Annotated in this window: 12 protein-coding genes; 8 read left to right on the top strand and 4 right to left on the bottom strand. The window is 65.2% G+C overall.

What is annotated here, in order from left to right; genetic code table 11:
• Nucleotides 1-43 precede the first annotated feature (43 nt).
• The 4 genes from argH (at nucleotide 44) to YY7_RS0113755 (ending at nucleotide 3,718) form a co-directional block, all read left to right on the top strand.
• Nucleotides 44-1,441 (top strand): argininosuccinate lyase, encoded by a 1,398-nt coding sequence (gene argH / locus YY7_RS0113770; protein ID WP_028163773.1) that lies wholly within the window; start codon nucleotides 44-46, stop codon nucleotides 1,439-1,441.
• A 92-nt stretch (nucleotides 1,442-1,533) separates the two neighbouring features.
• The gene (gene lptM, locus YY7_RS0113765) at nucleotides 1,534-1,803 is read left to right on the top strand and encodes an LPS translocon maturation chaperone LptM (RefSeq protein ID WP_028163772.1); all 270 of its coding nucleotides are present in this window, start codon (nucleotides 1,534-1,536) and stop codon (nucleotides 1,801-1,803) included.
• A gap of 7 nt (nucleotides 1,804-1,810) precedes the next feature.
• Nucleotides 1,811-3,076, top strand: a complete 1,266-nt coding sequence (gene lysA / locus YY7_RS0113760) for a diaminopimelate decarboxylase (protein WP_028163771.1) — start codon at nucleotides 1,811-1,813, stop codon at nucleotides 3,074-3,076.
• 414 nt (nucleotides 3,077-3,490) lie between these two features.
• Nucleotides 3,491-3,718: a hypothetical protein gene (locus tag YY7_RS0113755; RefSeq protein WP_028163770.1), complete on the top strand. Its 228-nt coding sequence runs from the start codon at nucleotides 3,491-3,493 to the stop codon at nucleotides 3,716-3,718.
• Between the two features lie 284 nt (nucleotides 3,719-4,002).
• Here the strand turns inward: YY7_RS0113755 and YY7_RS0113750 are convergent, their stop codons facing one another.
• The gene (locus YY7_RS0113750) at nucleotides 4,003-4,911 is read right to left on the bottom strand and encodes an NAD(P)-dependent oxidoreductase (protein ID WP_028163769.1); all 909 of its coding nucleotides are present in this window, start codon (nucleotides 4,909-4,911) and stop codon (nucleotides 4,003-4,005) included.
• Between the two features lie 218 nt (nucleotides 4,912-5,129).
• The gene (locus tag YY7_RS0113745) at nucleotides 5,130-5,510 is read right to left on the bottom strand and encodes a carboxymuconolactone decarboxylase family protein (protein WP_028163768.1); all 381 of its coding nucleotides are present in this window, start codon (nucleotides 5,508-5,510) and stop codon (nucleotides 5,130-5,132) included.
• Nucleotides 5,511-5,763: 253 nt separating this feature from the next.
• Between YY7_RS0113745 and YY7_RS0113740 the strand changes: the two genes are divergently transcribed.
• Nucleotides 5,764-8,376 (top strand): TIGR02302 family protein, encoded by a 2,613-nt coding sequence (locus YY7_RS0113740; RefSeq protein WP_028163767.1) that lies wholly within the window; start codon nucleotides 5,764-5,766, stop codon nucleotides 8,374-8,376.
• A gap of 203 nt (nucleotides 8,377-8,579) precedes the next feature.
• Here YY7_RS0113740 and YY7_RS0113735 read toward each other — a convergent pair whose 3' ends face one another.
• Nucleotides 8,580-8,957 carry a response regulator gene (locus YY7_RS0113735; RefSeq protein WP_028163766.1) on the bottom strand — a complete coding sequence of 126 codons (378 nt, stop codon included), beginning with the start codon at nucleotides 8,955-8,957 and terminating at the stop codon, nucleotides 8,580-8,582.
• Nucleotides 8,958-8,992: 35 nt separating this feature from the next.
• The gene (locus YY7_RS0113730) at nucleotides 8,993-9,850 is read right to left on the bottom strand and encodes an MJ0042-type zinc finger domain-containing protein (protein ID WP_028163765.1); all 858 of its coding nucleotides are present in this window, start codon (nucleotides 9,848-9,850) and stop codon (nucleotides 8,993-8,995) included.
• A 203-nt stretch (nucleotides 9,851-10,053) separates the two neighbouring features.
• On the opposite strand from YY7_RS0113730, the gene ftsE reads away from it, so the two are divergent.
• The 3 genes from ftsE (at nucleotide 10,054) to YY7_RS0113715 (ending at nucleotide 12,471) form a co-directional block, all read left to right on the top strand.
• The gene (ftsE, locus tag YY7_RS0113725) at nucleotides 10,054-10,713 is read left to right on the top strand and encodes a cell division ATP-binding protein FtsE (protein WP_028163764.1); all 660 of its coding nucleotides are present in this window, start codon (nucleotides 10,054-10,056) and stop codon (nucleotides 10,711-10,713) included.
• Nucleotides 10,706-11,677 carry a cell division protein FtsX gene (locus tag YY7_RS0113720; protein ID WP_028163763.1) on the top strand — a complete coding sequence of 324 codons (972 nt, stop codon included), beginning with the start codon at nucleotides 10,706-10,708 and terminating at the stop codon, nucleotides 11,675-11,677. Before ftsE ends, YY7_RS0113720 begins: the two co-directional genes overlap by 8 nt.
• Before the next feature lie 71 nt (nucleotides 11,678-11,748).
• On the top strand, nucleotides 11,749-12,471 hold the full coding sequence (locus YY7_RS0113715; RefSeq protein ID WP_028163762.1) for a YdcF family protein: 723 nt from the start codon (nucleotides 11,749-11,751) through the stop codon (nucleotides 12,469-12,471).
• Nucleotides 12,472-12,492: the final 21 nt, after the last annotated feature.

The following is a 12,492-nucleotide window of genomic DNA, read 5'->3' as shown; positions in this document are numbered from 1 at the left end:
CAAGGGCAGGCCTGAAGTTTTAAGAAGTCGTGAGCGAGCAATCATGAGCAACAAGATGTGGGGCGGGCGGTTCTCCGAACGTCCCGACGCGATCATGGAGGAAATCAACGTCTCCATCGACGTCGATCGTCACCTTTATGCCCAGGACATTGCTGCGTCCAAGGCCCACGCCGCGATGCTCGCCGCGCAAGGCATCATCACCGCGTCTGATGCGAAAAATATCGGCAAAGGTCTAGACACGATTTTGTCAGAAATCGACAAGGGATCGTTCGATTTCAAGCGCGCGCTCGAAGATATCCATATGAACGTCGAGAGCCGCCTGTCCGAGCTAATCGGCCCGGCCGCCGGACGGCTGCACACCGCGCGCTCCCGCAACGATCAGGTTGCGACCGACTTCCGCCTCTATGTCCGCGACACCATAGATGAGACCGATGCGGCGCTGGCCGCGTTCCAGAACGCGCTGGTCGAGCGCGCGCTGGAACATGCTGGAACGGTCATGCCGGGCTTCACCCATCTGCAGACCGCCCAGCCCGTGACCTTCGGGCATCATCTTCTCGCCTATGTCGAGATGGCGGCGCGCGACCGCGGCCGCTTCGCTGATGCTCGCAAGCGGCTGAACGAAGCGCCGCTCGGCGCCGCAGCGCTCGCCGGCACCTCGTTTCCGATCGACCGGGCCGCGACGGCAAAAGCGCTCGGATTCGACCGCCCGATGGCCAATTCGCTCGACGCCGTCTCCGACCGCGATTTCGTTCTGGAAACCCTGTCGGCTGCCGCGATTACGGCTGTGCACCTGTCGCGTTTTGCGGAAGAGATCGTGGTCTGGACCTCGCCGCTGGTCGGCCTGGTCCGCCTCAGCGACAAGTTCACCACCGGCTCCTCCATCATGCCGCAGAAGCGCAACCCGGATGCGGCGGAACTGGTGCGCGCCAAGACCGGCCGCGTGATCGGCGCGCTCACCGCGCTCCTGATCGTGATGAAGGGCCTGCCGCTCGCCTATCAAAAGGACATGCAGGAGGACAAGCAGGGCGCGATGGAGGCCTTTGCCGCGCTCTCGCTCGCGATCCGCGCCATGACCGGCATGGTCGAAGACCTCGTTCCCGACGAGGGGCGGATGAAAGCCGCGGCCGGCGAGGGCTATGCCACCGCCACCGACCTCGCCGACTGGCTGGTGCGGACCCTGAAAATGCCGTTCCGCGAGGCCCATCACGTCACCGGCCGCATCGTGGCGCTGGCTTCGCAGCAGGCCGTCGCCCTGCACGAACTGCCGCTGAAGGCGATGCAGGAGGTCGAGCCGAAGATCACTGCCGACGCGCTGAAGGTGCTCTCGGTCGAATCATCGGTGAAAAGCCGCATCAGTTACGGCGGCACCGCGCCGAAGAACGTGCTTTCCCAGGCGAAGGCCTGGGCGAAGCGGCTGGAAAAAGAGCGAAATTTGGCCTGAACGACAAATTTCGCTGCAATCTCATGGTTATCCGGGGGCTCGCCAGAGCAAATCAATGTTTGTATGGTGCGGCCCGCATTGGGGATTTCGTCGTGACCAGTAACCACCGCCTGACCCGGTCGGGATGGGCTCTCATCCTTGTCGGCGTTGCCGCGCTGACGCTCGGCGGCTGCGGACGCAAGGGACCGCTCGACCTGCCGCCGACCGCGAGCTCGGCGCAGACGCCGGCCGCGCCGCAAGATACCGAGACCCAGCGGGCAGCCCAGCCCAGCCTGTTCAATCCGAACTACGGAACGGATGCGCCGCCGGCTGCGGCCAAGGGTCGTCAGCGATCCTTCGTCCTCGACCCGCTTCTCGACTGAGCGCGCCATGAATCATTTCGACTATCGCGACGGCGTGCTGCACGCCGAAGCCGTTGACCTGTCCAGGCTTGCCGAGACCGTGGGCACGCCATTCTATTGCTATTCGACCGCGACCTTGGAGCGCCATTACCGGGTGTTCACCGAAGCCTTCGCCGGCGAGAAGGTGCTCGTCTGCTACGCGATGAAGGCGAATTCCAACCAGTCGGTCCTGCGCACCTTGGCAAAGCTTGGCGCCGGCGCCGACGTGGTCTCGGGCGGCGAATTGAAGCGAGCCCTTGCCGCGGGCATCCCGCCCTCGAAGATCGTCTTCTCCGGCGTCGGCAAGACCGAGGCCGAGCTGCGCGCCGCGCTTTCCGCCGATATCCTCTGCATCAATATCGAATCCGAGCCTGAGCTTGAACTGCTGTCGCGGCTTGCGGCCGAGATGGGCAAGACCGCGCGCATTTCGGTGCGCGTCAATCCTGACGTCGATGCCGGGACGCATGCCAAGATCTCGACCGGCAAGTCCGAGAACAAGTTCGGCATCCCGATCTCCCGTGCGAGAGACGTCTATGCCCGCGCGGCGAAGCTGCCGGGCATCGAGGTGCGCGGGGCCGACATGCATATCGGCAGCCAGATCACCGATCTCAGCAAGATGGAGACGGCGTTCCGGATCCTTGCCGAATTCGTCCAGACCTTGCGCGCCGACGGCCACAACATCTCGCATATCGATTTCGGCGGCGGCCTTGGCATTCCCTATTACATGGACCGCGAGGCGCCGCCGGCACCCGACGCCTATGCGGCGATGGTGAGGCGCGTGACGCATAACCTCGGCTGCACGCTGATGTTCGAGCCGGGGCGGATGATCGTCGGCAATGCCGGCATCCTCCTCACCCGCGTGATCTATGTGAAGCATGGCGATGCCAAGAACTTCGTCATCATCGATGCCGCGATGAACGACCTGATCCGGCCGACGCTGTACGAAGCGCATCACGACATCCTGCCGGTGCGGCAGGCCAAGAAAGACGCGCCGACGATGGTTGCCGACGTGGTCGGCCCGGTCTGCGAAAGCGGCGACTATCTCGCGCTCGACCGTTCGCTGCCCGAGCCCAAGCCCGGCGATCTCCTGGCGATCATGACCGCCGGCGCCTATGGCGCGGTGCAGTCCGGCAGCTACAACACCAGGCCCCTGGTGCCGGAAGTGCTGGTCAAGGACGATCAGTATGCCATCGTGCGCCCTCGCGTCGACGTCGAGGCGCTGATCGCGATGGACAAGCCCGCCCCGTGGCTGTGAGTGGCGATCGGGAATTAATTCATTTAAATTCCCGTCGCGATTTAACAGGCTTATAATTCAGCTTAACGATTGAAAAATCCGCGCGACAGCGGGAGTTTTCAATAATCGGGCCTCCCGGACGAATTCCCGGTGCAGTGCGGAGGCTTGGGGGAGCCGTTTTGGGCTCTGACGGGCGCGCCGCGCAGCTTTTGCCTTAACAGAACGGTAATCACACCATCTCACAGCCGCGGAGCAGTGCCCGCTGGTTGTCGGTGTGACTGATAAGTCTCGGAGAGGGCGTAGTATTTTCACTTTCTGCCCAGATGCCTGCGTCATTTTCGCATGCCTGCCATTTAAATATTAAATCTTCGTTGACAGGTATTTAAATTCGAGTGAGATTAATATTATCAAATGCGGCTGAGCGGGGGTGTAACAATGTCATTGCCAGGCTGGGTTCTCGCGATTTTCCTCTTGATGGCGGCGGCGGTGCCCGCCGGTGTGTACTTCACGGCCACGCTGTTCTTCCCTCCCGACCAGGTCTACACCTATGTCGGCCAGGGAACGTATCGTGGCGCGCCGGGCCCCGCCGCTGGCGCTGGCCTTCCCTTCCTCGTCGCCGCAGGCGTCTATTGGTACGTCAGGCGCCGTCGCAACTCAAAATAGCGCTTGCGCGATAGGCGCTACAAAAAGCGACCGACACAAAACATCTTCATGGAAGTCGTAAAGACCGCCGCAAGGCGGTCTTTATTTTGGCTCGAGGATCACCTTGTGCGGTGTCGTCCCGCACCGCTGTCGTCCCCGCGAAAGCGGGGACCCATAACCACAGGTGTTTGTGGTGTGCTCCGCTGCAACCGCTTGCTCGCGCCACGACAAACGCCCTGTGGTTATGGGTCCCGGGGCAAGCCCAGGACGACAGCTAGCCCCGGGACCACATCTCACTTCACGGCTCACTTCGCTGCGTGACTGCCCTTTGTCCCGCCGACCACGACGCCCGCCGCTTTCTCGACCGGCTTGATCGCGGAGGTGAAATCGGAGTCCGGTCCCGTCTCGCGGATCACGGTTTCCCAGAGGCGGCCGACGGCCTCGGCGACTTCCATCGACAGGCCGAGCGACTTCATCTCGTCCAGGCACAGCCGCACATCCTTCACCATCAAGCCGGTGGCGAAGCCGAAATCGAACGTGCGCGGCAGCACCGAGCGCGGAAACTTGTCGCGGCTCGCCGTATTCATGCCCGAGCCCGCATTGATGACATCGATCATCACGGCCGGATCGAGCCCGGACTTCACGCCCATCACCACCGCTTCCGAGGTCGCAACCATCGCAGTCGCCGACAGGAAATTGTTGGCGAGCTTCATCGTCTGCCCCGAGCCCGGCTTCTCGCCGATGAAGAACACCTTGCCGATCACGTCGAGCGCCGGTTTCAGCACCTCGTAGTCCGCGCGCGGACCGGAGACCATCACCGCCAGCGTTCCTTTCTCGGCGCCGCCGACGCCGCCGCTGACGGGGCTATCGATCTGCACGATGTTGCGCTTCGCCAACAGGTCATGGATGCGTACCGCCATCTGCGAGCCGACGGTCGAGAGATCGACGAAGCGCTTGACGCGCTCGCCCTCGATCACGCCGCCGGCGCCGGTCGCGACCTCGAGCGAGGCCTGCAGCGAGGGCAGGCTCGCCATCACGGTCTCGACCCGGTCGGCGATCGCCCTTGGCGAGGACGCGGCCAGCGCGCCGCGCGCGGTCAGCCGCTCGACGGCCTCCTTGCGTGTATCGAACACGGTAAGTTGATGCCCGGCCTCGACCAGCCGGCGCGCCATCGGAAAACCCATGTTCCCGAGGCCGATGAATCCAATTTCCATGGTGTTTCCTTTATCGTTGTTTGCATCGTTATTGTGAGATCGTTGCGGCGAAACAGCACGCCACACACTCACTGTCGTCCCGGGCTTGACCCCGGACCCATAACCCCAGGGAGAAGTTGTGGCGTCGGCCGGTGGCCCCAGTTTTCGCAACCACATCCGCCTGTGGTTATGGGTCCCGGCTCGCGCTTCGCTTGGCCGGGACGACGGCGGAGAAGGCGTTACGCCTTATCGATCTCGGCGAATACTTCGCGCGCGATACGAAAGCTGTCGACGGCGGCGGGCATGCCGCCATAGATCGCGACCTGCATCAGGATCTCGCGGATCTCTTCGCGGGTGACGCCGTTGGTCAGCGCGCCCTTCAGGTGCGCGCGCAATTCATGCGGCCGGTTCAGGATCGAGATCATGGCGATGTTGAGCATGCTGCGGGTCTTGCGCGGCAATTCCTCGCGGCCCCATACCGAGCCCCAGCAATATTCGTTGAGCAGGTCCTGGAACGGCTTGTTGAAGCTGTCGACGTTCTTGAGCGCGTTGGAGACATAGGCCTCGCCGAGCACGGCCTTGCGGATTTCCAGGCCTTTGTCGTGCGTCTTTTGGTCCATAACGTTTCCTCATGCAGTTCCGAGAGCATGATCCGGAAAGATGGAAACCGGTTTTCCATGCCCGAACAAAAATGAGATCATGGCCCGATTTCGGCTCATGATCTGGGGTTGTGGCGGCGACGTTACGGGGTCGCTCACGCGCAGTCACGCCTTCGTGTTATGCGTAATTCCACGTGTGGGTTGCCGGAACGGAACGGGTGCCTCATTGCCGCCCTTGTGGTAAGGTGACGTGTCGGGCAACCCGGAGATTTTATTGAGCGGCGACCCCACTGAACCCGCGCGCGAGCATGACGCCGTCGCGCGGCTAAAATTGAACGAAGCCCTGCAGCGGGCACAATACGCGATCGCGTGGGAGCGCGTATGGCCGTATCTGGCCCGGTTTCTGACCGTCATCGGATTGTTCCTGGTCGTCTCCTGGGCGGGACTCTGGCTGGCGCTGCCGCTTGCGGTGCGCCTCGCCGGTGTGGGCCTGTTCGCTCTGCTGGCGCTGGGCGCGCTGTTTCCGCTGGTTCGCTTCCGCTGGCCGACGCGCGAGGAGGGCTTGAGCCGGCTCGATCGCGGCACCGGCATCCGCCATCGCCCGGCGACCGCGCTGAGCGATACGCTCACGAGCCAGGACCCGGTCTCGCAGGCGCTGTGGCAGGCACAGCGCGAGCGCACGCTGGCCTCGCTCAAGCGCATTCGTGCCGGCCTGCCGTCGCCGCGGCTTCCGATCCATGATCCCTGGGCCCTGCGGGCGCTGGTGATCGTGATGCTGGTCGGCACCTATATCGCTGCAGGCGACGAGCGTTCTCTCCGTTTCGCCTCCGCCTTCGATTGGAATGGCGTGCTGGCGCCGACCAATATCCGGGTCGATGCCTGGGTGACGCCGCCGAACTATACCGGCAAGCCGCCGATCATCCTGTCGTCGGCGAACCGGGAAGCGGCTGCCGCCGAGAGCGGGCCATTGGCGGTTCCCGCCGGCAGCACGCTGCTCGTGCGTTCCAGCGGCGGCAATATCGACGTCGTGGTCGGCGGCGGCGTGACCGAGGTTGCCCCGAGCGACGAGGCGCCGAAGGGCACCAACGAGCGGCATTTCAAGATTGCTGGCGACGGCACCGCGCATGTCCGCGCGCCGGCCGGCCAGCCGCTGTGGCGTTTTACCGCAACGCCTGACCGTCCGCCGTCGATCGCCCTGGCCAAGGATCCCGAGCGCCAGGCGCGCGGCTCGTTGCAATTGTCCTACCGGCTCGAGGACGATTACGGCATCACCGAAGCGCGCGCGCAGTTCGTCGCGCGTCCAAGCGATGCGCCCAAGGAACCTGGCAAGGACCCCGGGAATGCCGGAACCAGGACGGCAGAGGTGCGGCCGCTGTTCGAGCCGCCGCAATTCCCGCTCGTGCTGCCGAACGCGCGCACCCGCAATGGCGTCGGCCAGACCGTCAAGGATTTGAGCGAAGACCCCTATGCCGGCGCGGATGTGACGCTGACGCTGACGGCAAAGGACGAGGCCGGCAATGAGGCCAAGAGCGAACCGTTCAACATGCGCCTGCCGGAGCGGTTGTTCACGAAACCGCTGGCGCGGGCGTTGATCGAGCAGCGCCGCATTCTCGCGCTCGACGCCAACAAGAACGCCGATGTCTACGCCGCGCTGGACGCGCTGTTGATCGCGCCGGAAATGTTCACGCCCGAGGCCGGCACCTATCTCGGCCTGCACAGCGTGGCGCGGCAGCTCGAGGCCGCCCATACCGACAACGCGCTGCGCGAGGTCGTCGCCAGCCTGTGGGCGCTTGCCGTCACCATCGAGGACGGCAACATCACCGACGTCGACAAGGCGCTGCGCGCGGCGCAGGACGCCTTGAAACAGGCGCTGGAGCGTGGCGCGAGCGACGAGGAGATCAAGAAGCTCACCGACAATCTGCGCGCGGCGCTGGACAATTTCATGCGCCAGCTCGCCGAGCAGTTCCGCAACAACCCGCAGCAATTGGCGCGCCCGCTCGATCCCAACGCCAAGGTCCTGAGCCAGCAGGACCTGAAGAACATGCTCGACCGCATGGAGCGGCTGTCGCGTTCCGGCGACAAGGACGCGGCAAGGCAGTTGCTCGATCAGCTCCAGCAGATGCTGGAGAACCTGCAGATGGCGCAGCCCGGCCAGAGCGGCGACAACGACATGGAGCAGGCTCTGAACGAGCTCGGCGACATGATCCGCAAGCAGCAGCAGTTGCGCGACAAGACCTTCAAGCAGGGCCAGGATTCGCGGCGCGACCGCATGCGCGGCAAGCAGGGCGATCAGTCCATGGGCGACCTGCAGCAGGATCAGCAGGCGCTGCGCGACCGGCTGCAGAAGTTGCAGGAAGAGCTCGCCAAGCGCGGCATGGGTCCCGGCCAGCGCGGCGAGAAGGGTCAGCGCGGCCAACAAGGACAGCAGGGCCAGCAAGGTCAGCAAGGTCAGGGCGGCCAGGAGGGCGATCAGGGCGACGGCGAGGACGGGCTCGATCAGGCCGATTCCGCGATGGGCGACGCCAGCGGCCGGCTTGGCGAAGGCAATGCCGATGGCGCGGTGGACTCGCAGGGCCGCGCGCTGGATGCGCTGCGCAAGGGCGCGCAGAGCCTCGCCGAGGCGATGCAGCAGGGCGAGGGCGAGCAGGCCGGCGATGGCCCCGGCAACCGCGTCGGCCGGCAGCAGAGCGGCGGCAACCAGACCGATCCGCTCGGGCGCCCCTTGCACGGCCGCGAGTTCGGCGACGACTACACCGTCAAGATCCCAGGCGAGATCGACGTGCAGCGCGTGCGGCGAATCCTGGAAGAACTCCGCCGCCGCCTCGCCGACCCGTCGCGGCCCCAGATCGAGCTCGACTATCTCGAGCGGCTGCTGAAGGATTATTGAGGCTGCGCGCGTAATGACGCGACGTGCGGCTCCCACACACAGCGGCTCCTACACACAGCTGTCGTCCCGTCGAAAGACGGGACCCATAACCACAGGCCGTTGTTGTAGGCTTCGCCGCAACTGCTTGCTCGCGCCACAACACCTCCCTGTGGTTATGGGTCCCGGGTCAAGCCCGGGACGACGGAGAGAGCGCGCCCGCAACCCTACGCCACCTTCCGCGCGGAGAGCGCATCCGCCACCGCCGTGCGGATATCGGCGACCGAGAACGGCTTGGTCACCACGTCGTGCACGATCGCATTGAGGCCGGAGGCGCGCTCGCGCTGATCGGCAAAGCCGGTCATCAACAGGATCTTCAACTCCGGAAAGTCGCGCGCGCTGGCGAGCGCCAGTGCAATGCCGTCCATGACAGGCATCTGGATGTCCGTGAGCAGCAGATCGAAGGCGCCCTGCTCCCGCGCCAGTATTTCGAGCGCGGCGGCGCCGTCCTGCGCGGTGACGGTCTCATGGCCGTCCATGGCGATGGCGCGCGCGACCAGCGAGCGCATCGAATCTTCGTCGTCGGCGATCAACACCCGCGGCATCGAGCTAACCTCCTTCGCAAGACACGTCTCGTATTCTAAGCCTTGCCGCCGGCCGCCAGATCCCGCTTGTTGAAGAAGCGGATATCGATGTCGCGCCCTTCGGGGGGCGGCGAGGCAAGGCGGGACTTGAAAAAGGCGCGTTCGCCCGGCTTCAGCACCGGCTGCTCCAGCACCGTGTTCCACGCATAAATCTCCGCGCCCTCCGCGTCCCGGACCGCAAAGCGCAACCGCGGCAGTTCCACCGGCTTTCGGGTCTCGCCGACGATCATGCCTTCGATCACCAGCACCGGCTTGCCGTCCACTGTCTCATGACTGACTTTGACGTCCTTGAACGCCACCCCGCGCAGATTCACCTCGAGCCCGGCCAGCCGGTAGAACAGCGCGGTCTGCGGCAACAGGCGCACCACGTCGCCGCGCCACACCACCAGCGCCACAATCAGCGCCGCCATCGCCGCGCAGGCGGTGGGCAGGCTCGTTGCGGGCATGCGGATGCGGGGCAGGGTGGGCAGCTTGAACAGTCCTGGCAGCCGGCGGCGGGGTTTGGCTTCGGCATCTACGTGAGCCTCGGCGTCTTCCCGGGCGACCGACGGCCAGTCCTGCCGGACTGCATCGTCCGCCGGCCAGTCGGCCGAGATCGAGGGGCTGTCGACGACAGGCGTGCGCTCGTCCTCCTCCTGCCGCGCCATCGCCTCCCATTCCGCGGCGGCATCGGACGCGGCGGACCTGTTCGCCGCCGCCATCGCCGGCATCGGCGCCGTGATGTCGACGGCATCCTCCGGCCGCGCCAGCCAGACCTCCCTGCAGCGGGAACAACGCACCGTACGCCCGGCCGGACCTAACGTCTCCAGCTTGATCGCATAGGATGTTGTACAATGCGGGCAAACGATATGCATGGAGCCCAATCCCCACCATGGATGCGCCGGGATGCTACAAGGCGACCGTTAACGAATCGGAAACCATAACCGAAGCACAAACGCTTTGTTCGGCCCGCCGGCCCAGCCGGAAGCGGGCGCGAGGATTGAGCCAAGGTTCGAGGTTCCCGGCCGCCGCCCCAGTTGAACCCAACGTCCAACCCAATGTCGAGCGGAGCTAGAGCTTGGTTCGGTTCGAAAATGTCGGATTGCGTTACGGACTTGGCCCGGAGATTCTGCGCGACCTCAGCTTCGCCGTCCCCGCCCATTCCTTCCAGTTCCTCACCGGCCCGTCGGGCGCCGGCAAGACCTCGCTGCTCAGGCTCCTGTTCCTGTCGATGCGGCCGACCCGCGGGCTCGTGAATCTGTTCGGCAAAGACGTTTCGCTGCTGAGCAAGGACCAGATCGCAAACCTGCGCAAGCGCATCGGCATCGTGCTGCAGGACTTTCGCCTGCTCGACCACATGACGACCTATGAGAACGTCGCGCTGCCGTTCCGCGTGATGGGCCGCGACGAATCCAGCTACCGGCGCGAGGTGATCGATCTCTTGAAATGGGTCGGCCTCGGCGAGCGGATGGATGCGCTGCCGCCGATCCTCTCGGGCGGCGAGAAGCAGCGCGCCGCGATCGCGCGCGCGGTGATCTCGCGACCGCAACTGCTGCTGGCGGATGAGCCGACCGGCAGCGTCGATCCGACGCTCGGGCGGCGGCTGCTTCGCCTGTTCATCGAGCTCAACAAGTCCGGCACCGCCGTGATCATCGCCACCCACGACATCACGCTGATGGACCAGTACGAGGCGCGGCGATTGGTGCTGCACCAGGGACGGCTGCACATCTATGAATAAGATCGGCCGAGAGCATGTGCCGCTCGTCGACCTCGGGCATGAACGCCCGCAGGTGTCGGCGAACGCGCGCAACATGTCGCCGATCGTGCCGCGCGCCTCGATCTCCGGCCGCGCGCTGGTGGCTGTCGTGGCGATCATGACCTTCCTGGCCTCGATGACCACGGGCACGGTGCTCCTGGTCAGCGCATCCGCAGCCGAGTGGCAGTCGGAGGTCGCAAGCGAGATCACGATCCAGATCCGCCCGGCTCCCGGCCGCGATCTCGATCGCGACACATCAGCGGCGGCGGAGGCGATGCGGACGCAGGGTGGGATCGTCGAAGTCCGCCCGTTCAGCAAGGAGGAATCCGCAAAACTGCTCGAGCCCTGGCTCGGCAGCGGATTGTCGATCGAGCAATTGCCGGTGCCGCGCGTCATCGTGGCGCGGGTGCAGCCCGGCGGCACGCCCGACCTCACAGCGCTCCGAGCGCGGGTCACGCAGGCCGCCCCCGGCGCCAGCGTCGACGATCATCGCGCCTGGATCGAGCGCATGCGCTCGATGAGCGGCGCCACCGTGTTCGCCGGCATCGGCATTCTGGCCCTCGTCATCATCGCGACGATCATCTCGGTCTCCTTCGCCACGCGCGGCGCGATGGCCGCAAACCGGCCGATCGTCGAGGTGCTGCATTTCGTCGGCGCCTCCGACAGCTACATCGCCAACCGCTTCCTGCGGCACTTCCTGATGCTGGGCCTCGAGGGCGGGCTGATCGGCGGCGGCGTCGCGATGCTGTTCTTCGGCTTCTCCGAATCGATCGCGAGCTGGTTCTCGGGCACTCCGGTCGGCGACCAGTTCGCAGCCCTGCTCGGCACCTTCTCGCTACGGCCGTCCGGCTATCTGGTGCTGGCGCTGCAGGCGGTATTGATCGCCGCGATCACGGCCTGGGCCTCACGGCGGACGCTGTTCGCCACGCTCGATGATGTCGACTGATGGAACGGCCGGACTCCACTTCGCCCGAAAACGCACTAAAATTGCGTCCGGGGAAGGACAGCCATTATCCGATGAGCTCTGAACTCGACGACGGATCGCAAGAGCGCCGGCCAGCGCGGCCGCACGGATGGCTGCGCGCGCTGATCGTCGCGCCGCTGGCGGTGCTGTTCGTCGCCGCGGGGTTCGGCTTCGTCGCGTTCCTGTCGCAATTGCGCGGCGTCGAAACCCAGCCCGAGCATAACGCCGACGGCATCGTGGTGTTGACCGGCGGTTCCTCGCGGATCTCCGACGCCGTGGAATTGCTGGCGGCCGGCTACGGCAAGCGGCTGCTGATCTCAGGCGTTCACCCGACCAATGCGGCGAGCGATATTTCCCGCTCGCTGCCCGAGAGCAATCAGGCACTGCTCAGGTGCTGCGTCGATCTCGACCGCTCCGCGGTCAATACCAGGAGCAATGCCGCAGAGACGCGGCGCTGGGCGCGTGAGCGCGGTTTCAAGTCGCTGATCGTGGTCACCTCGAACTACCACATGCCGCGTGCGATCGTCGAACTGTCGCACGCGATGCCAGATGTCGAGCTGATCCCGTTCGTGGTGATCGGCGATAAATGGCGCGACGAACCCTGGTGGATGAGTGGCGGAACGCTGCGCCTCCTGCTATCGGAATACGTCAAATATGTCGCGGCGGAGGTGCGGGTGCGGCTGGCTAGAATCGGTCTCGACCTGACGCCGGAATTCCTGGATCAACCCGGCGGCGCGCAGGCGCCGCGCCGGCCCGCGACCGCGCAGGTGAACTGACCAGACCAACTCGTGTTCGGG

It is taken from the genome of Bradyrhizobium elkanii WSM2783 (genome assembly GCF_000472865.1).
Classification (GTDB): Bacteria; Pseudomonadota; Alphaproteobacteria; order Rhizobiales; family Xanthobacteraceae; genus Bradyrhizobium; species Bradyrhizobium elkanii_A.
This window is presented reverse-complemented; position numbering and strand designations above follow the sequence as displayed.

Excerpts from the sequence above, each read along its gene's own strand:
- argH (WP_028163773.1), top strand. The coding sequence starts at position 44 with ATGAGCAACAAGATGTGGGGCGGGCGGTTCTCCGAACGTCCCGACGCG.
- lysA (WP_028163771.1), top strand. The coding sequence starts at position 1,811 with ATGAATCATTTCGACTATCGCGACGGCGTGCTGCACGCCGAAGCCGTT.
- YY7_RS0113755 (WP_028163770.1), top strand. The coding sequence starts at position 3,491 with ATGTCATTGCCAGGCTGGGTTCTCGCGATTTTCCTCTTGATGGCGGCG.
- YY7_RS0113750 (WP_028163769.1), bottom strand. The coding sequence starts at position 4,911 with ATGGAAATTGGATTCATCGGCCTCGGGAACATGGGTTTTCCGATGGCG.
- YY7_RS0113745 (WP_028163768.1), bottom strand. The coding sequence starts at position 5,510 with ATGGACCAAAAGACGCACGACAAAGGCCTGGAAATCCGCAAGGCCGTG.
- YY7_RS0113735 (WP_028163766.1), bottom strand. The coding sequence starts at position 8,957 with ATGCCGCGGGTGTTGATCGCCGACGACGAAGATTCGATGCGCTCGCTG.
- YY7_RS0113730 (WP_028163765.1), bottom strand. The coding sequence starts at position 9,850 with ATGCATATCGTTTGCCCGCATTGTACAACATCCTATGCGATCAAGCTG.
- YY7_RS0113720 (WP_028163763.1), top strand. The coding sequence starts at position 10,706 with ATGAATAAGATCGGCCGAGAGCATGTGCCGCTCGTCGACCTCGGGCAT.
- YY7_RS0113715 (WP_028163762.1), top strand. The coding sequence starts at position 11,749 with ATGAGCTCTGAACTCGACGACGGATCGCAAGAGCGCCGGCCAGCGCGG.